This is a genomic window from Candidatus Hydrogenedentota bacterium (assembly GCA_035450225.1).
Taxonomy (GTDB): Bacteria; Hydrogenedentota; Hydrogenedentia; order Hydrogenedentales; family SLHB01; genus DSVR01.
Genome location: DAOTMJ010000020.1, coordinates 56,606 through 76,081 on the forward strand (window position 1 = coordinate 56,606; position 19,476 = coordinate 76,081).

Consider the following 19,476-nt stretch of genomic DNA (forward strand, 5'->3'; position numbering starts at 1 on the left):
ACCCGCTCGTCCGCGATTTTGCACAAAAAAGGATGCAATCACCAAGGCGATCGCCGGATCAAGCGCATGTCAGTTGGACTTTCGTCCCGCGATGCCCTTGGTCTGTTTCGTGATGGTTTTGGCGGCTTCGCGGGGACGCAGCGCGCGGGAAGCCTTGCCGGCCATCCACATTTCGGATTCGCCGATGGCGCGCAGTTCTTTTGACAACTGTTCCTGGTAATCCGGGCGGCCACAGGAGGAAAGCACGCGTTTGGTTTCCACGCCGGTCTTCACCCGCTTGTACAATTCCTTGAAAACCGGCAAGGTGGCCTTCTTGAACTTTGGTTTCCAATCGAGCGCGCCGCGCTGGGCTGTCGCCGAACAGTTCGCATACATCCAGTCCATGCCGTTTTCGTCCACCAGCCGAATCAAACTCTGCGTCAACTCCTCGACGGTCTCGTTGAAGGCCTCGCTCGGCGAATGGCCGTTGGCGCGCAAGACGTCGTACTGCGCCTCCATGATGCCGGCCAGCGCGCCCATCAGCACGCCCCGTTCACCGGTCAGATCGCTGAAGACTTCGTGCTCGAACGTCGTGGGGAACAGGTAACCCGAGCCGATGGCGATGCCAAGGGCCAGGCAGCGTTCCCGGGCGCGTCCCGTGGCGTCTTGGAAAACCGCAAAACTCGAATTGATGCCCGCGCCGGACAGGAAATTGCGGCGGACGGACGTTCCCGATCCCTTCGGGGCAACCATGATCACGTCCACGTCCTTCGGCGGAATGACCTTGGTCTGTTCCTTGTACACAATCGAGAAGCCGTGCGAGAAATACAGCGCGTCGCCCGGATTGAGGCACTTCTTGATCATGGGCCAGATGGCGCGCTGCGCTGCATCAGACACGAGCATTTGAACGATGGTGCCCCGGCGGGCGGCCTCTTCGAGGTCGAACAGGGTCTTGCCGGGAACCCATCCGTCCTTGACGGCGCGATCCCAATCGCGCTTGAATGCTTTTGACTGCCCCACGATGACGTTGAATCCGTTGTCGCGCATGTTTAGTCCCTGCGCCGGACCCTGCACGCCGTATCCGATAATGGCGATGGTTTCGTTTTTAAGAACCTTGCGCGCCTTCGCCATCGGAAATTCCCTGCGCATAATCACTTCTTCTTTTACGCCGCCAAAATCAATCAACGCCATTTCATGTCTCTCCTGTTTCTGTGGGGCTGCCGCCAAGAAATATATTGTAAAGGGGACGGGCGCGGCATTGCAAAGCGGCCGAATCGGGGCGGGGTCGCAAAGCGGCTGGGATAGAAAGTGCGCGATTGCCGGGGCTTTTCGTTATGATAGCCAGTGGGAGGATGCGAAGATGAGTCTTGATCGCCGGTTGTTGCGTTGGAACGGATGGGGTCTGGTGGACGCGCCGGATCTTCTGGGCGAAAAGGCGGAGCAATTCTGGGCGTGGGCGGGCCGTGCGTTCGGCATGGAGCCGCTGCCGCATACGCCCGCCAAGGATCGGTCCGCCATCGAGTTGCCGGCGTGCCGTCTCGCGCCGGGGTTTCTTTCGGAACTGGAATCTTTGTGCGGCCGGGACAACGTTAAAACCGATCATTACGAGCGGATTTGGCATGCGCGGGGGCGCAGTTATCACGATTTACTTCATTTGCGGGCCGGGCATATCGGAGCCGCGCCCGATGCGGTGGTGTATCCCGAAACCGGGGAACAGGTTCTCGAACTGATCCGTGTCGCTGCGCGCGAGAACATGGCCCTGGTGCCCTTCGGCGGGGGATCGAGCGTGGTCGGCGGCGTGACCGCCTCCGCGCCCGACGGCCGGGCGGGCGTCGTTACGGTGGACATGACACGCATGGATCGGTTGATTGAAATAGATGAAGAGTCCATGCGGGCGCGGATTCAGGCGGGTATCTATGGGCCGGCGCTCGAGGAGTCGCTGCAGGCGCGGGGGTTCACCTTAGGCCATTATCCGCAATCGTTCGAGTATTCGACGCTGGGCGGATGGATTGCCGCGCGGAGCGCGGGGCATCAATCGAACAAGTATGGCAAGGCGGAGGAATGGTTCGTTTCGGCGCGCATGGCCACTCCGCGGGGATTCTGGGATACCGAACATTTCCCCGGTTCCGCGGCCGGTCCGCAAATGAAGCATCTCGTGCCGGGCTCGGAAGGCGCGCTGGGCATCATCACGGAGGCGACGGTCCGGATTCATCGCGTGCCGGAAATCAAGGACTATCGCGGATACCTGTTTCCAAGTTTCGAGGCGGGGGTCGCCGCTACGCGGGACATGATGCAAAGCGAGGTTCCCACCGCGATGATTCGGCTGTCCGATTTGACGGAGACCTTTTTTTACAACGCGCTCGATACCGGTGGCGCGGGCGCGGACGCCCCGGCCGTGTTTTGTCTTATGCTGGTGGGACTCGAAGGGGGCGCCGCCGAGGTCGAATCCGCGCGTGAACAGTGCAAGACAATCATCGCCGGGCACGGCGGGTTTCATATCGGCGAGGCGCCCGGCAGAACGTGGTACACGGGGCGTTTCCTCACGCCGTATCTGCGCGATCCGCTCATGGATCGCGGGCTTGGCGTGGATACCCTCGAAACCGCCGCATGCTGGTCGAGCCTGCTGTCGCTATACAAGGCCACGGCAGCCGCCATGGAAAAGGCGCTCGAAACCAACGCGCCGCGATCGGGTTTGCGAAGCGTGGTGATGGCGCACGTCAGCCATTCATACCGCGACGGCGCCAGCCTGTATTTCACGTTCGTGTTTCCCCGCGACTTGGATCGCGAAGTCGAGCAGTGGCTCGCCGTCAAGCGCGCCGCGTCGGAGGCCATCGTCGCCAACGGCGGCACCATCAGCCATCACCACGGCATAGGCACGGACCACATGCCATGGCTCATCCGCGAAAAAGGGCCCGTTGCCATGGAACTGCTCCGCGCGGTCAAGCGAGTCACCGACCCGAAAGGCATTCTCAATCCCGGCAAACTGCTCGAATGAGGCTGGACGACGGCATGGGGCGCCGCAGCGCGCATCAATACGGACGGCCGCGGTAAGTTTGCGCGCGCTTGCGGCGCAATTCGGAGGCGCGTTCCTGGATAGCGGGAAGAAAACGGCCCAGCATCGCCTGCAGGCGCGTGTCGTTGTCGGATTTATCCGGGCGTTCCTCGATGCCGTTGTAGCATTGGACGAGCATTTCGACTTCCTCGAAATCCAAGGTCTGAATTTTTCCGTTCATCACCTTGGCGATGGCGTCCCGCAGGACTTTCTGACGGCGCCGTTCGGCAAACGACGGCGGCTGGTTCGATCGCCGAGCCGCCAGTGATTCCCGTATTTCTTTTGCATGTTCGATCCGTTCGTCAAGCGCGGAACGCGTGCGCTCCGGTTCGGGCGGGGATGGGGGTTTGGGCGGTTCAGGCGGTTCCTCGTACAATTGCGCGTTCATGTCGGCAACCTGTTCGAGGGTCAAACCGCCGAGATCGTCGAGGGACATGCCCAGGATGCGCTGGGCCGCGGCCAGATGATCCGGGGGCAGTTTCATGCCTTCCGGAATGACATCCTCGAACTCGGCGGACACGAATTCGAGCAGCGGTTTGGGGCCCGTTCCCACCGAGGCGCGCGCGAGCGCCTCGAGATGCTGTTCGCATTCGCGAATCCGCTGCTCGTAGCCGGTAACCTTGGCCTTGGCGAGTTGGAGCGCGCCCTCGAGGTTGTCCACAATGCGGCCCCAGCGCCGTTCGCCTTCCTTGGCCCGGCGCGCATCCGCCTTGTCGAGCAGGTCCACGACGTTGGCCAGCGCGGCCTTGGCCTGTTCGTGCAGCGTTTGCAGCCTGGCCAAGTCCGCACGCAATTTTGCTTCATGTGTCGCCATTGGCGCCTTTTCCTTGCAGCCCTTCCCCTTCGCACAAAGTATAGCAGAATAGAATCCCGATTTGCAGCCCGCGCAAGATTAAGGGGAACCGGCGCGGGCGGGCCCGTTTCCAAGCCGGTGTCCCGATGCGCGCCATGAGGATTTTTCGCCATGGAAATTTTTGCTTGACACGGCATTCGCAACGGAGTAATCTTCCGCCGATTGAGCATGTCGGTTCAATGAACACGGAATGGTCGTGGGGACATGAGTGCAATGTATGTGCCAAGCAAAATCTTTCTGACACGGGGTGTCGGGCGTCACAAGGAAAAACTGGCGAGTTTTGAAATGGCGTTGCGCGACGGCGGCATCGCGCAGTTCAACCTGGTGCGCGTATCGAGCATCTACCCGCCCGGCTGCAAATTTGTGAAGCCGGAGAAGGGCCTTGCCGAGATGAGACCGGGGCAGGTTGTCCATGTCGTCATGAGCGAGGCCTCCACCAACGAGCCGCGTCGTCTGATGGCGGCGTCGGTGGGCGTCGCCATTCCGCGCGATATCAACCAGTTCGGTTATTTGTCGGAGCATCACAGTTTCGGCCAGACGCAGCAGAAGGCCGGCGATTATGCCGAGGACCTCGCCGCGGAAATGCTGGCGACGGTGATGGGCGTGGAATTCGACGCGGACAAGAGCTGGGACGAAAAGCGGGAAATCTGGCGCATCAGCGGCAAGTTCGTGCGTACCGCCAACATTACCCAGACCGCGCTGGGCGACAAGGACGGGCACTGGACGACGACCATCGCGGCGGCGATTCTGATTCCGTAACCGGGACACAATTCACGAATGATGAATGGCGGGACCAAGGTCCGCCGTTCATCATTCCTGTTTGAGGCCAATCCAGGGAAAGACGTGAAAAGATGAAGAAGAACCGTTTCCTTTCGGGAAAGAAAATCGCCCCAAAACCGTTGCGCGGGGGCCTGACGGTCCGCGAGATGGTGGATTCGGCGTTTCTGGCCTACAACGGCGCGCGCCTGCGCGAAGCCTGTCTGTTGTTCACCGAACGAATGCTGAAACCCAACGTGACGGTCGGGATGGCCGTCAGCGGCGCGCTGACGCCCGCGGGATTGGGCGCTTCGTGTTTGGTTCCTCTGGTCGAAGCCGGCATGGTGGACTGGATCGTCAGCACGGGCGCCAACCTTTACCATGACACGCATTTCCCGCTTGGTAAATCGTTGCATGCGGGAAGTCCCTTCGTGGACGACACCGCGTTACGCAAGCAGGAAGTCGTGCGCATCTACGACATCCTGTTCTCATACGACGTATTGCTCGACACGGATCGCTTTTACTACGAACTGATGTTTGCCGAAGAATTTCAACACACCATGGGCACGGCGGAATTTCATAACCGCGTTGGGAAATACCTCAGCGCACGCGAAAAGAAACTCGGGCTCGATGGAAGCAGTCTGCTGGCTGCGGCCTATCAGGCCGGCGTGCCGGTCTATACCTCGTCACCCGGCGACAGTTCCATCGGAATGAACATCGCCGCCGCCGCGATCAAGGGCAGCCAGTGCCGCATTGATTCGTCCATAGACGTAAACGAAACCGCCGCGATCGTGTACGAAGCCAACCGTAAAGGCCACAGCGCGGTCGTCATTCTCGGCGGCGGCTCGCCGAAGAATTTCGTCCTGCAGACCGAGCCGCACATCCAGGAAGTACTGGGCATCCGCGATCGGGGCCACACGTATTTTGCACAGTTTACGGATGCGCGCCCCGACACGGGCGGACTGAGCGGCGCCACGCCATCCGAGGCGGTCAGTTGGGGAAAAGTCAATCCCGACAATCTGCCCGACGCGGTCGTCTGTTATGTGGACACCACCGTGTCCCTGCCGGTGCTGACGGCCTATGCGCTCGACGCGCACGCGCCGCGGCCGGTTCGGAGACTGTTCGATCGCCGCGAGGAGATGGTAAAAAAACTGGCCAAGGCCTCGCGCCGGTAACAACGGGCGCGAGGGGAATGCGTGATCAACACCGCGAAGGGATACGCGGAAGAGGAGGATGTGTCATGCGTGCGCGAATCATGTGGTTATCCTGCATCCTGGTTGCGATGAGTCTTGCGGCATGGGCGGATTACCGGGACTGTCCCCCCATGTCGAGCGGTTCCCACATCCGGCCGGAAAACCGTTATTTCGACGTGTTTCCCCGTATCGTTCCGGCGGACAAGGAAACGGCCGTCGAATTGATCCCCTTGTTCGACCACGTGCGTCCGAAAGCCGACTGCCAATACGAAATCGAATATGTGCCCACGGAGTCATGGGCCGAGAAAAGCGGATGGAAAAAGGGCGAAAAGACGCCCCTTGTTCCCGAAAACGGCGTGTACACATTCAAGATGCTCTTCGAAAACGAGCAGGAGCATGTGTTGTATGTCGAGGAAATCCGCCCGGACGGAAAGAAAAAGCTGCTGGGCGATTTCCGCGTCTATTCGCTGAAGGAGGATCTATTTGCCCTTCGTCCGTACAAGGGCGATTTTCACATGCACAGCAACCGTTCCGACGGCGTCGAATCGCCCGCCTACGTGGCCGGCGCATGCCGCCGGGTGGGGCTGGATTTCATGGCCCTCTCGGATCACAAAACCTACGGCGGATCCGTCGAGGCCCAGGAAGCTTTCAAGGGATTGCCCGTGGACCTGCGTATCTACAACGCCGAGGAGGTCCATTCGCCCGACAATCCGGTCCATATCCTGAGTTTCGGCGCGACGTCCGGCATCACCGAATTGTACAAGGACGACGAAACGGCGTACCGGAAAGAGGTCGCGGAAATCCAGGCGAAACTCGGTGAACTGCCCCCCGGCGTGGATGCTTTCTCCTATGCCGCCTCCGTGTGGGTCTTCGACAAAATCCGCGAGCGTGGCGGCATGGCCATGTACTGCCATCCCTACTGGTTTACCGGGCACCGATACTATATCTCCGAGGCGCTCACCTCCTACCTGCTCGAAACCAAGCCCTTCGACGCGCTCGAACTGATCAGCGGCATGGGCCGCGACACCCTTACCCAGGTGGACACGAACGCGCTACAAGTCGCCCGCTACCATGAGGAACGCGCGAAAGGCCGCCAAATTCCCATCTGCGGCATCAGCGATACGCACGGCGTCGAAAACAGCGATGCCTTCGGACGCTATTACACGGTCTGTTTCGCGCCATCGTCCGATTTGGCCGACCTGATTGCCGCCATCAAGGGGCTGAACAGTGTCGCGGTCGAAGCCGTCGGCGGCGAACTGCCCCGCGCATACGGTCCGTTCCGGCTCGTGCGTTACACGCATTTCCTGCTGCACGAGGTCTTTCCGCAGCACGACGAGCGCTGCTTCGAGGAAGGGCGGCAGATGATCATGCATGCCGGCGGCGATCCGGACGCCGCCCAGCGGCTGGCGCTGCTGCAAGGGCAGGTATTGCGCCTCTACAACCGTTATTGGGGACAACGATAGGCGGTTCGCAGCATGCGTATCGGTGCGCCGGCTGCGTCATGCGTTGCCCCGCTGGTTTTCGGACTGGCGGACGAGGCCGGCATCGCCTTGGATCGTGCCGCGCCGTGCGAACTGTTGCGGCATCTGCAACAGGGAACGCTCGACGCGGCGCTGCTTGCGCCCACCGACGCCTTGCGGGTTGATCGCGCGCGCATTGTCCCCGGCATCGGCATCGTATTTCCCGGAACGGCCGAAACCGAGGCGATCCTTTCGCGGGTTCCTCTTGCGCATATCGAACGCGTCGCGATTGACGAAACCGGCGGCGGAATGAACGATTGGGCGCGCGTATTGCTGGCGGAATGCTTCGGCGCCCGCCCCGGGATTTCGGATGTGTCCCGTGCCGATGCGCGCATCGTGACCGGCTTGGCGATCGAAGCGAACGATCCCGCGTTTCCCGCCCGGCACGACCTTGGCGCCCTCTGGAACGAGCGCACGGGGTTGCCTTTCGTGGCCATGGTGTGGGCGGCGCGGTTCGGTGCGCCGATACCCGAAATGCGCCGTGTTCTGAGCATGGCCGCCCAGCGCGGACTGGCCGAAACGACGGATGCGCCGCGCCCTGTCTCGTATCGCATGGGCGGCGAAGCGATGGACGGGTTGCGGCGTTACCTCGACATGGCCGGCCGTTGCGGTTTTCTACCCGAAGGCGGCGCGCTGCGGTTCTGTTGACAGGGAAATACCCATAGTTGCCCCAGCGTTCGGGGCGAACGCCGGATGATGCCGTTGACAGGCTGGCGGCTTTCCCGTAAGATTGAAATCAGGAAAATGGCGCACCCCGTGCCATGCCATGGGGCGCAGATGGCGGCATGGCCGCCTCGGGAGTGGCAGTACAATGGCAAAACCAGTGAAGACCGGAGTTGTTCTGACGTTGGCAATTCTTCTGCTCGCGGCACCGGGCGCCCTTGCGGCGGCCATCTCCATCAATTTCGATACGGTATTGCAGAACGTCTGGTACAACAGCGGGGTATGGCCGTTGGTCATCAGCCTGGGCGTTATCTCGCCGGAATTTACCTTGGATCCGTCGGTTTGCGACGTGAACGGCGGGTTCGACATCTCACAGACGCCGGTCATTTTCTATCCGAACCACATTCTGGACGCCGACGAGATGGCGGTGGTGTCGGCCATTTTGGCCAATCCCAACTTCGACCAGCGCGCAACGGGCGGTACCTGTCATGCCGATATAGTCGCGGCGTGGAACCGGAATTACGCACAGGCCTATCACGATCTCGGTGGTGGCGTGGGAGGTCCCGAACGCCTGCTCGGCCCATACTCGATGATTCCAAATGTGGATCTGCTTTTCACAGTGATCATGACCATCGGCGACAACGACAGTCAGTCGTTTCCGGTCATGCTGATGAACGCGGTCGTTGACGACGAAACGGCCCAACAGATTGTCCGCGATCCGAACCTGCATGTGCCCAACCCGGACAACTACACTTCGATGCGGCAATACGTGGCGTGGTGCGGCGACGCGGACGGCGACGGCGTCTCGAACCTGCACGAATACCAATATTATTATCCGCTGGGACAGCGAACGGCCTATCTGAATGCCGTGCTCGATCCCAACGTGAAACCGCCCGGCAGCACACGCGAGCGCTTGTGCGACGGAACCGGCGGTTTTCTGGGCGAGTACTTCGACGAGCAGGGGTTCTCCAATCTCAAGATGCTCCGCCTGGATCAGCAGGTCGCGTTCGATTGGGGCGAAGGCTCCCCAAGCCCCGTCATTGAGCCGAATACCTTTTCCGTCTGCTGGACGGGTTGGGTGAAACCGGACTATACGGAAGACTATACGTTTCTGGTCCGGACGGACGACGGCGTGCGGCTTTGGCTGAACGGCGAATTGATCATTGACCAATGGAACGATCATGGTTCGACGACGTACACGAGCGCTCCGAAACCGCTGGTGGCCGGCAACGAGTATCTGGTGCGGATGGATTTCTACGAAAACGGCGGCAAGGCTGTGGCGTGGCTCGGCTGGCAAAGCGACCACCAAGAGAAAAAGGCCATCCAGGAAATGCAGGCCCGGCCCGGCGTGGGCATCGGCGACCGAGGCAAGGACTGGATCCGAAATCCGGCGAACGGCCATTTCTACCGGATAACCGACCCGATGACATGGCCCGAATACCGCGCGCAGGCGATTGCGTGGGACGGCTACCCGGTTACGATCGACAACGCCGAAGAAAACGAATGGATCCACAAGATTTTCGGGACGTTCCGATCCGATTTCTGGATTGGCGCGAACGACAGCGCCGTGGAAGGCGCATGGATTTGGGACCAAGAAAGCGTGAATTTTTTCAACGGCGATTACACGAACGGCGCCGTTGTGCCGCCGTGGTATGCCAACTGGAACGACCAGGAACCGAACAACGTCGGCAATGAGGATTGCGGCGTCTTTTATTATTCGAGCGGGAAATGGAACGATCTGGCATGCACGGCGACGCGGCGCGGGCTTGTCGAAACCGAGACGGGGCGCATTACCTGCGAGGGGCCGATTGCATCGGCCGGGAAACTGTGGGAAGGGCTTCCTTTCGAGTTGCGCGTGGATGTGCGCCATCCCACCGGAAATGTCGCGTACCAATGGAAACACAACGGCGAAAACGTTCCCGGCGCCACCCAAGCCGTGCTGCGCCTGTACCCGCTCAACCCGGAACACGACGGAGCGTATTCCTGCCTCGTCACGGATGAAAGCCCGGCCAGCGCCGAAACGGAAACCCTCGAATTGACGGTGCTGCCGAAATCCGAGTTGCCGGTGTTGGGCGGCGTGGGGGCCGGGGTGCTGGCGGGAATATGCACGTTGCTGGGCGGAATGCGATTGCTTCGGCGCCGTCCGTCCAAATGAATGCCTCACGGACGGTTCCTGCCCGCGAATGGGTATTTGAAGGCGCTACTCTTGCGGCATCAGGTCTTTCCACTGCAAGATCAGCGTCGCCATCGAAATGATAACCGAAAAGATGGACAACAACGATTCCACCGCGCCCGGTGTGTCTTTCCCGGACGCTTTTGACACAATCCGCACGTGCCTCATAATCCGTTGCTCCGATTCATAACCCGCGCCTGGCAATCACTATACCGTCCGGAGACGAATATGTAAACAAAGAGGAGTGGATGCTTGTTCCTCTGTCGCCCATGTCGCCGCGGGGCGTTGCGGATAAAGAAGATTTTGTGACAGACTGGCCTGCATCGAGGAGGAATCGGACATGGCGCGTTGGAGTCTTCCCATGACATTGTTCTCCGTGTTGTTGCCGGTATGCGGCCTTTCAGGCGCGGACGATACGCCCGCCGGAGCCGAAACAACGCCCTTGGCGAATTCCAAGGCCGAAGTCTATCTCCCGGGCGCCGGCCGCGCCCCGGTGGAGCCGGTGAGGCTGCCTCGCGGCCCTCATTTGTTCATGGACGATTTTCTCATCGCGGACATGGACAATGTCACACGGGAAGTCAACCGCCCTTGCCGCGATGCCGCGACGCCGAATCCGATCGTCACGGGAAAAGAAGACGGATGCTTCCAGCCGTACATGACCGTGCATCGCGACGAACAGACGGGGCGGTTCCGCCTCTGGTACGGCCATCGCCGGGAGGATATGGACACGGGCAACCAGCGTGTGGGCTACATGGAATCGGCCGACGGCATCCACTGGGAAAGGCCCGCGCGCGTTCTCGACGATCCGGCGCCGATGCAGTTCGGCGTAAGCATCGTGGACGAGGGGCCGGCGTTTGCGAATCCCGCGCAACGGTACAAACTGGCCTACTGGAAGGACGGCGGCCTCCGCATTGCCTGTTCGCCGGACGGATTGGCATGGACGCCGCTGGTTCCCGAAGTCGTGTTGCGTCACAATCATGACATAACGGGGATTTTTCACGACCCGTTGCGCAACCGGCACATCGCGACCGTGTCCGTGTACCGGCCGGGGGATCGTTGGATCGGCGACCGCCGCGTGACGATGCACGCGTTCAGCGACGACTTTATTCATTGGAGTCCACCCCATTACGTCGTCACGCCCGACGACGCGTTGGACGGCGGCCAGACGCAGTTTTACGCCATGGACGGATATCTGGTCCGCGGCGGGCTGATCGTCGGCATGGTCAAGGTCCTGCGTGACGATTTGAAGGCGGACAATCCTCCGGATCCGCCCGAGGCCTACGGCGTCGGCTACACGACGCTGGCATGGAGCCGCGACGGTGAAACATGGACGCGCGACCGCGAGCATTTCTTCGATCCCGATCCGCGCCCGGGCGCGTGGGATCATGCGCATGCGTGGATTGACGAGCAGTTGATCGTCGGCGACGACCTCTACCTGTATTACGGCGGTTATGCGCGTGGCCACAAGGTGAACCGGTTCGAGGAGCGCCAAATCGGCCTCGTGAAGACGAAACGGGACCGGTATGTCGCGCGCGCGGCGTCGGGCGTTCCGGGACGGATTCGCACCCCCCGCCTGCTTTTCGACGCCCGCGCGTTGACGATCAATGCGGAGGCGCCTCGGGCCAAATTCGCGTGCGGGTTCTCTCGGACGACGACCGCCCCGCCGAAGGCTTCGATTATGCGGATTCGGATCCCGTCGCCGTGGATGCGCTGGACGCCCCTGTTGCATGGAAACGTCCCCTCGACGCCTTGCGGGACACGCCCGTGCGGCTGGAATTCGAAATCCGCAACGCCCGCCTCTACGCTTTCGAACTGCGCTGACGACTTTTCGAACGACGGCCTTTGTCTACCCGGCAAGGCGTTCCAGCCGGCAGACGGTTTCGACGTGCGACGTATGCGGGAAAAGATCCATGGCGGTTATCCGAACGGGCTTCCATCCATGAGCCGCGAGCATGCCGAGATCGCGGGCGAGCGTCGCCGGATCGCATGAAACGTACACGATGGCGCCCGCCGGCGCCTTGCCAAGACTTTCCATGATGGCTTTCGCGCCGGTCCGCGGCGGATCCAGCAGCACGACATCCCATGTTTTGCGTAGCGCCTTGCGAAAGGCCTCCTCGCCGCCGGTTTGGTAGGCGCCGGGCGCAAGTTTCGAGGCCGCCCTTGTTGCGCGCGGATCGCGATCCATGCCCACCACGCGGGAAAGTCGCGCATGATGAAGCGACAGGTTTCCATTCCCACAATAGAGATCGAGAAGGCTTGAGGGTTGCCCGATGTTTTCGTCCACGATGCGGCGCAGCAGCCGGTTCAGGATAAGGCTCGCCTGCGAAAAACACCCGTTGACGATCGGTACGCCGTCAAGGAGGAACGACGACGCCTCCGGGAACGCGGATCGCAGGGCGCGACAACGCGTCCAGACCAGCGTTTCGTCCCCTTCGGGATTGACCGTCACTTCAACGTCCGCCTTTTCGGGTTGTTCGCGCAAGCGTGCCAGCGCGGCATTCAAGCGATCATGGCAAACCGGGCAGTTTTCGATATCCACCACGGTATGCGAACCGGACGCCAGAAAACCGAAGGCTTTCCCCTGGGCATGGAATCGGGCGCGTGTCCGGTACCCAAACGGCGACGCCGGTTCCGCCGCCCACTCGACCTCCGCCTCCACCTTCCCAATGCGGCGCAAGGTTTCGGCCACCATCCGGCGTTTCCAGCCTTCCTGAACCGGATACGCAATAGGCTGCCAGCAACATCCGCCGCATCGTCCAAAATAAGGGCAGGCGGGTTCGACGCGATCCGGCGACGGCGAAACAATTTCACGAATTTCCGCCCAGAGCGCCGATTTCGTCTGCCGCGTGATTCGCACGCGCGCGATGTCGCCCGGCACGCCGTATGGCACAAAACAAACCTGCCCCTCATGCCGTCCGACGCCGTCGCCGCCCGCGGCAAGTCCGTTTATCGCGATTTCACACTCCCCTCCGGGTCCAGGACTCACGCGCAACCCTCGTTCGCCGGGCCGGATGTCCGCAGCAGCGCTGCAAGGTTGAAGGCCGTGTAGCCGGAATCGGGGGCATTGGTCCAATGGCCGTCGGGATGACGAGTCTCGAAGGCAACCCAGAAATCGAGATCCGTCGGCGCATAAACGACGCTCATGACGTTCCAGTCGGACTCATCGAGTTTTTCGGTGTTGTGCGCGACGGTCGCCGCAATCGTCATGGCCTCTTGCGGCCCGATCGCCCTCGGGGCGCCCTCTTCCAGCACGATCGTTCCCCGCAGGGGGTACACATAGGACCGCCCGGTTTCGTATGCCCGAATCAGGTCGTGCATGGGCACGTGACATTCCAGATACGTCGAGCCTTTCCGTGGATCGCCGTCGTTTTCCGGGTTTCCAGGCCCGTTGTCCGCCGCCTGCAATGCGCGCGTCCGTGCGCCGAACGCCGTGTCGGCCCGCATGACGGCTTCCCGGAGTGGAAGCCCGTAGGGAACCGGATTGCCGCCGGGATCCGTCCAGCAGGCCTGGCGTTCCTTGGGATCGTCCTCGTAAAAGGTCTCGCAACACTCGAAATTCGTTTCAATAACCGCCGCGCGGGGACGGAAATCCTTCGTGCCGAAATGGTCCGGGTCGCCATCGGCCACCATGTAGTTATAGCCGATGGTGTGTTTGGCCTGTTCGACCAGCGCGACGCCTTCTTCCAGTGAACCGGCCTCTTCGAGGACACGCCGGGCGATGAGAACCCAGGGTGTGCCGTCGAATTCCTCGCTGGCGCTGAACGCGCCGATTTCGGAAAACGCGATGCCTTTCTCGTTCATGCCGGCCAGGGCGCCGACGACTCCCGCATAGTCCATCGTGACAAACGCGTTGAATCCATCGGGCTTGTAGACCGTCACAAGCCGGTCCTCGTGCATGCCGGTCTGCGAGACCCAGTCGAGATTGCGCGAGGCGAACAACTTGCCGTCCACGGTCCGCGAACCCCACACGGAGAACATGGTGCAGGCGGGACCGGGTGGGGCGTCGTTCGCGGCGAAATGCGCGGCAATATCGGCCCCGAACATTTCCATGATGCGTTCCTCGCGGCGGTACAGGTCGAAATTGGTGACAGCCGTCAGTCGTTGGATGTCCGCGACGCTCAGATCGAATCCGGCCTCCCGCGCGCCTTCCGCAATCGCGGCCATTTCGCGCAGATGGCGGTCGAGCGTGTGGCGGGCGAGCCGTTCCCATGCCTTGTCGAGCACGAGATGCACCACGGCCTCGGGCAGTCCCATGCCGGTAAACAGTCCGACCATCCGGTTGATGTTTCGCCGGATTCGGTCACCGGCCAGCGCGCCGTACTGCCGCCCCATTTCCTCCGGCGAACCTTCGACGTGCAACACCGGCACTTCGCCGACCGCCGAACGATACACTTCCAGAAATCCCGAACCCGCCACACGAAGCGTTTCGCGGCTGTCGGGGTGTGCGCTTGCCACCTGCATCCGGTTTCTCCTCATGTCCATATAGTCCACAACATCCATCGCCCGCTACAAGACGCCCAGGCCTTTCGCCAGGCCGGTGAAGAATTCCCTCGCGGCGGGATCGGTGTATTCGACGCCCCATGGATGCGGGCCGTATGCCGCCTGGCCCAGCGCATATTCGCCGACCGCAATCTGTCCAATGGCCACCGTGCCCGTGGCCAATTGGCCCAAGCCCAGGGACAGGGCCAGCGCCGCCTGCCCGACCGCCGCGATGCCCGTCGCCAACTGGCCGAGACCCAACGCAAGGCCGAACGCGGCCTGGCCGATGGCAATCAGCCCCAGCGACGCGTGCCCAATCGCCAAGCCGCCGACGGCAAAACGGCCCACCGCAATCACGCCGCGCGCCACGATGCGCTTGCCGGTCTCGGGGCAAATGCCGTAGGTGCAATGAATCAGCGGCCAGCCGAGGATACTGCCGTGCGACCTGAATTCCCGAAACAACAGGCCCGTCGGATACAGATAACTTCGCCACGTGCCCCATGCCGTTTTGTCGTATTTGTATTCGACTTCATTCAGCAATAGGTTGCTCATGGTTTCACTCTTCCGCCGTCGATCCTTCTTTGATTTGTTCGGCAAGGATGCGTCGTGCGGCTTCGGCGTGTTCGGCCTGGACTTGGATTTCAACAGGGCCCGTTGCGAGGCTGTATCCGGCGCCGAGACGACCCCACGCGAACAAGTCCTGGATCAACTGGCCTTTCGCATAACACGGAATACCCGCCGAACCGAGGAGGGATTGCACGACCATGATTTCTTCTTCATTGCGCGCGGAGAGCACGGTCACGCATTCCACGTATTCCCGTTCACCTTCGGGTTCGTCGGCCAGACCGGCATCGGCGGCGTATTCATCCGCCATGACTTCCCTGGCTGTGCCGGACGATTCCGGTTCCCTTGCGGCTTCTTCCGCGTCCTCGGATTCCGCGTCTATCTCAAAATGTTCGGACAAGAGTTCCAAGGCGGCTTCAGCATCTTCCGCACGGACTTCGATTTGAATGGGACCCGCCGGCATGGGAACCAGCACGCGCAAAGTCCGTCCCTGGACGTTGCACTCGATGCCCGCCGCACCGAGGACCGACTCCGCCACCATCGCCTCGTCTTCCCTATTCGTCGTGAGAACCGTCACCCATTCGACGTACTCCGGCTCGTCTTCGGGCGGAAGTTCGGCCACCAATGCGGCGTCGCATTCGCCGCACCGGTCGAGGCCTTCTTCATATTCGATACGGCAATTCGGACAGAACATCTTCTTTCCCTCCTGGTCCGGGAGACAGCCCTCGTTTCCCGCATTCGTGCCCAAGGTGGCCCGGCCGCCATGTCTTGTTCAAGTATAGGCGTTGCCGGTGACGGGCTCTCAACCGGCCACCCGTCTTGCTCCACCATAATCCTAAACGCTCCCCGCGCGCAAACAAGCCGGGGGCGCCTTTTCACCCTTTACCGTCCGGGCATGCGCAGGCGGCATTGAACGGGAAAAACCGGAACCCAAAAAGAATTGATCCGCGCGCTTTGCAGCGGCTACAGTCATTTTATTGGGTCCAGGAAACGAGGGTTGATCATGCGAAAGGCAATTTGGCGTTGTTTGTTCGTTGTTGTGTCGGCGGCGCCGGCCATGTTGTGCCCGGCCTGCGCGGGACCGGCGGATGTTTCCCCGGCCTCGCCGGGAAGCGCGTTCACGGCGCCGGACGAAGTCTATCGGATGCCGCCCGGCATCGAAACGCGGTGGGCCAGCGTCGAGAATCCCACGGCCGCGAAAGGGCAGGGCGGCCAGGCCAAGGGCGGGCGAAAGGGCAACCCGCATTTTCCGATTGCGCCCGGTGAAACGCGCGTCCTTGCCGAGGAAAAGTCCGGCACGGGAACGATCCGGCGCATCTGGGCTACGACCAGCGATCGGACGCCGTTGATGCTGCGCGGAATACGCTTGGATTTTTATTGGGACGGCGCGGACAAGCCCGCCGCGAGCGTGCCGTTGGGCGATTTCTTCTGCATGGGCCTCGGCCGGGCCTATGCCTTTGAAAACGAGTATTTTTCGAGTCCCGAAGGCCGCAGTTTCAACTGTTGCATTCCAATGCCGTTCAAAAAGGGCATGCGCATTACGGTTACCAACACCACAAAGGTCGCCTTGTCGCTCTTTTTCTACGATATTGATTACACGGTGGGGGATCCGCACGGTCCCGACACGCTCTATTTCCATGCCTATTTCAACCGGGAGAATCCCACGACGCTGCGCAAGGATTACGAGTTTCTGCCGAAAATATCGGGGCGCGGCCGTTTCCTCGGGGTCAATGTCGGCGTGATTGCCGACACGGGAAAATATTTCAACGCATGGTGGGGCGAGGGCGAAGCCAAATTCTACGTTGACGGCGACACAGAATTTCCGACGTTGTGCGGCACGGGCACGGAAGATTACATCGGGACGGGCTGGTTTCTGGGGCAGTACGCGCATCGCTACCAGGGATGTCCCTATGCCGACAAGGAACGGTTTCAGTTTTGTTTCTACCGGTTTCACGTGAAGGATCCCGTCTACTTCCGCAAGGATCTCCGCGTAACCATGCAGCAAATCGGCTGCTGGACCCCCGACAGCAAGCCCAAAATGGTCGCTTCGGGGAAGAAATACATCCTGGCCGGAGCTGAACAGGCGCCTGTGGACTGGACGCAGGGCGATGGGAAGAACGACTACGGCCTGTTCGAGCGCGAGGACGACTGGTCGAGTTGCTGTTATTTCTATCTCGACCGACCCGAAAACGACCTCCCGCCGCTCAAAACGCTCGACGAGCGCGTCAAGGGCCTTTATTGATCCGCATCCACCTGTTTTGCGTCCGATGGATTTTTGCGGATTCAGGCGAGATGGAAGGCATAGACACGGCTGTCGGCGGCGCCCCATGTTTCTTCGAGCACGAAACGGATTCCGCCGAGTGTTCGTTTCACGGGGATGCGCACCAGCCGCTGGCGATTGTTCTCGACGCGCCGGATGGTTTCCCATGCGCCGCCGGACAATCCCTCGACGCGAAATGTTTTGGGCATGACGGCGGGGATGCGAACGGCATCGGGCGTCGCGTAGTGCAGGGACAACGTGATGTCCTTGTCCATCGCGCTGTCCAGAACCAGCGTGGCCTCGTTGACCGCCGTTTCGGCCGGAAATGTGTACATCAATACATCGCCCGGATGCGCGATCCACGCATGCGGATCCGTCCCGATTTGCCGTTCGACGCCGTCCCTCACCGGTTCCGGGTCGCCTTGGCTGGCCGTCAGTGCGGCCCGCATCGTCAACCCCGTGAATTCGTGCTTTTTCCAAGGCAAATAACAATCGTCGTCCTGCAGCATTTGTTGCAATTGCCGCATGTGCGTGTTGACGCCGCGCGGTTCGATGCCTTTCGCGCACGCAAGCGCCGCCGCCGTGCCGACGGCCTGGCCCATGACGGAACAGGTGCCCATGACGCGGGTCGAACTGAGCGCCACATGCGTCGCGCTGATGCACCGCCCCGCAAACATCAGGTTCGCCACGTTGCGCGAGTACAGGCTCCGGTAGGGGATACCGTACGGCGACGGCGCGGGATGGAATATCGTCGCGGGGGCGCCGAGCTTCACGGCGCGAAAACCCGCGGAGTGGTGGTCGTCCATGGACCAACCGCCGTACGCGACCACATCGTCGAAACGGCCTTCGGCCTCGATGTCATTCTGTGTAAGCACATGGTCGCCCACATAGCGGCGGCTCTCGCGCTTGCCCGGCAGGAACTGAATCCATTCGAGCGCCCAGTTGTCCGCGCCGTGATCGCCGCGATTTTTGATGTGGTCCCATACGCCCAGGGTGATTTTCAACAATTCGTCGCGTACCGACTCTGTGTCGGCGATGCTGTCGTCCTCGCCGCCCAGTTCGATCCACCAGTAGCCCATTTGCAGCCATCGGTGCCCCTTCGCGCCGTAGGGCAAATCCTCCTCGCGATCGAAACGATAAATCCACGGCGGCGGTTCAAAGGGTTGCGGCGTTGCATATTCGCGCGCCTGGAAAAGACACGTCATGCCCATTGTCCGGCGGTCTGCGATTTCCGGCGCAATGGATTCGTTGTATTCGCTTCGGGCTTCGTGTCCGATGCGAAACTCCGCCCCGGTCAATGGGGCCAGGATTGCGTCGCCCGAACAATCCGCGAAAAGGGCCGCGCGAATCGTGTGCCATTTTTGGGTGGTCAGTTGCCATGCGCGGACGCTTTGAATGCGGCGTCCTTTCATTTCGGCGTCAAGGCATGAGCAGTTCAGCAGCAAGGTGATGTTGGGCTCGAAACGGACTTTTTCATACAGGATCAGATCCCAGATGGAATAGTGGCTGTTCGGGTTGCGGTGGGCGTTTTCGAGGCGGAGTTCCTCGAGGATGCCTGTTTCACGAAGATGCGGCAATTTGTGGCGGTCCGCCCCGCAGATGTGCATGCGACACTCGCTGGATGCGTTGCCGCCGAGAACCGGGCGATCCTGTATCAGCACGACCTTCGCGCCGTGCCGTGCCGCCGCCAGCGCCGCGCAGACGCCCGCCATGCCGCCACCCACGACGCAGAAATCCGGCTCATGGCGATCCTCCCGGAAAGGCGCGCGGCGTTTGCCGTGCCGCGCTTGCCCCGGTTCCGCCGCCGCCACGCCTTTGCCCAGCGCCGACGCGCCCAACGCCGCGCCGCCCGCCGACGCCAAAAACGATCTGCGTCCCAAAGAATCCAACATAACGCCGCCTTTCCGCTGCCTTCGTCCGTTTCCATTTGCTTCGCTTTGCGTTTTTATGGTAGCATAATCGCTCGATTTGCCGCTCCATGCGT

Annotated in this window: 15 protein-coding genes; 7 read left to right on the forward strand and 8 right to left on the reverse strand. The window is 61.3% G+C overall.

The window, feature by feature from the left end:
* Positions 1-69 precede the first annotated feature (69 nt).
* Complete coding sequence (ilvC, locus tag P5540_11935; protein HRT65525.1) at positions 70-1,170, reverse strand: ketol-acid reductoisomerase; 1,101 nt, start codon at positions 1,168-1,170, stop codon at positions 70-72.
* A 169-nt stretch (positions 1,171-1,339) separates the two neighbouring features.
* Between ilvC and P5540_11940 the strand changes: the two genes are divergently transcribed.
* Positions 1,340-2,974 (forward strand): FAD-binding oxidoreductase, encoded by a 1,635-nt coding sequence (locus tag P5540_11940; protein ID HRT65526.1) that lies wholly within the window; start codon positions 1,340-1,342, stop codon positions 2,972-2,974.
* A 34-nt stretch (positions 2,975-3,008) separates the two neighbouring features.
* On the opposite strand, the gene P5540_11945 is transcribed toward P5540_11940, so the two are convergent.
* The gene (locus P5540_11945) at positions 3,009-3,845 is read right to left on the reverse strand and encodes a hypothetical protein (protein ID HRT65527.1); all 837 of its coding nucleotides are present in this window, start codon (positions 3,843-3,845) and stop codon (positions 3,009-3,011) included.
* 252 nt (positions 3,846-4,097) lie between these two features.
* On the opposite strand from P5540_11945, the gene P5540_11950 reads away from it, so the two are divergent.
* The 5 genes from P5540_11950 to P5540_11970 all read left to right on the forward strand — a co-directional run bounded on the left by P5540_11950 (position 4,098) and on the right by P5540_11970 (position 10,171).
* Positions 4,098-4,643: an arginine decarboxylase, pyruvoyl-dependent gene (locus P5540_11950; GenBank protein HRT65528.1), complete on the forward strand. Its 546-nt coding sequence runs from the start codon at positions 4,098-4,100 to the stop codon at positions 4,641-4,643.
* A gap of 92 nt (positions 4,644-4,735) precedes the next feature.
* Positions 4,736-5,815: a deoxyhypusine synthase gene (gene speY, locus P5540_11955; protein ID HRT65529.1), complete on the forward strand. Its 1,080-nt coding sequence runs from the start codon at positions 4,736-4,738 to the stop codon at positions 5,813-5,815.
* A gap of 65 nt (positions 5,816-5,880) precedes the next feature.
* The gene (locus P5540_11960) at positions 5,881-7,296 is read left to right on the forward strand and encodes a hypothetical protein (GenBank protein ID HRT65530.1); all 1,416 of its coding nucleotides are present in this window, start codon (positions 5,881-5,883) and stop codon (positions 7,294-7,296) included.
* A 12-nt stretch (positions 7,297-7,308) separates the two neighbouring features.
* Positions 7,309-8,001, forward strand: a complete 693-nt coding sequence (locus P5540_11965; protein ID HRT65531.1) for a hypothetical protein — start codon at positions 7,309-7,311, stop codon at positions 7,999-8,001.
* 163 nt (positions 8,002-8,164) lie between these two features.
* On the forward strand, positions 8,165-10,171 hold the full coding sequence (locus P5540_11970; protein ID HRT65532.1) for a PA14 domain-containing protein: 2,007 nt from the start codon (positions 8,165-8,167) through the stop codon (positions 10,169-10,171).
* Between the two features lie 45 nt (positions 10,172-10,216).
* Here the strand turns inward: P5540_11970 and P5540_11975 are convergent, their stop codons facing one another.
* The 5 genes from P5540_11975 to P5540_11995 form a co-directional block, all read right to left on the reverse strand.
* Entirely contained in the window at positions 10,217-10,357 is a 141-nt protein-coding gene (locus P5540_11975; protein ID HRT65533.1) for a hypothetical protein, read from the reverse strand.
* Between the two features lie 1,678 nt (positions 10,358-12,035).
* Positions 12,036-13,175, reverse strand: a complete 1,140-nt coding sequence (locus P5540_11980; protein ID HRT65534.1) for a TRAM domain-containing protein — start codon at positions 13,173-13,175, stop codon at positions 12,036-12,038.
* A complete protein-coding gene (locus tag P5540_11985; protein HRT65535.1) occupies positions 13,172-14,650 on the reverse strand; it encodes a C45 family autoproteolytic acyltransferase/hydrolase in 1,479 nt (492 codons plus the stop codon). The genes P5540_11980 and P5540_11985 overlap by 4 nt, the downstream gene beginning before the upstream one ends.
* Before the next feature lie 45 nt (positions 14,651-14,695).
* Entirely contained in the window at positions 14,696-15,220 is a 525-nt protein-coding gene (locus tag P5540_11990) for a hypothetical protein (GenBank protein ID HRT65536.1), read from the reverse strand.
* Positions 15,221-15,224: 4 nt separating this feature from the next.
* Positions 15,225-15,926, reverse strand: coding sequence for a DUF2007 domain-containing protein (locus P5540_11995; protein HRT65537.1), 702 nt, complete (start codon positions 15,924-15,926; stop codon positions 15,225-15,227).
* Positions 15,927-16,235: 309 nt separating this feature from the next.
* Between P5540_11995 and P5540_12000 the strand changes: the two genes are divergently transcribed.
* Positions 16,236-17,474 (forward strand): DUF2961 domain-containing protein, encoded by a 1,239-nt coding sequence (locus P5540_12000; GenBank protein HRT65538.1) that lies wholly within the window; start codon positions 16,236-16,238, stop codon positions 17,472-17,474.
* A 41-nt stretch (positions 17,475-17,515) separates the two neighbouring features.
* On the opposite strand, the gene P5540_12005 is transcribed toward P5540_12000, so the two are convergent.
* Complete coding sequence (locus P5540_12005) at positions 17,516-19,384, reverse strand: FAD-dependent oxidoreductase (GenBank protein HRT65539.1); 1,869 nt, start codon at positions 19,382-19,384, stop codon at positions 17,516-17,518.
* Between the last annotated feature and the right edge of the window lie 92 nt (positions 19,385-19,476).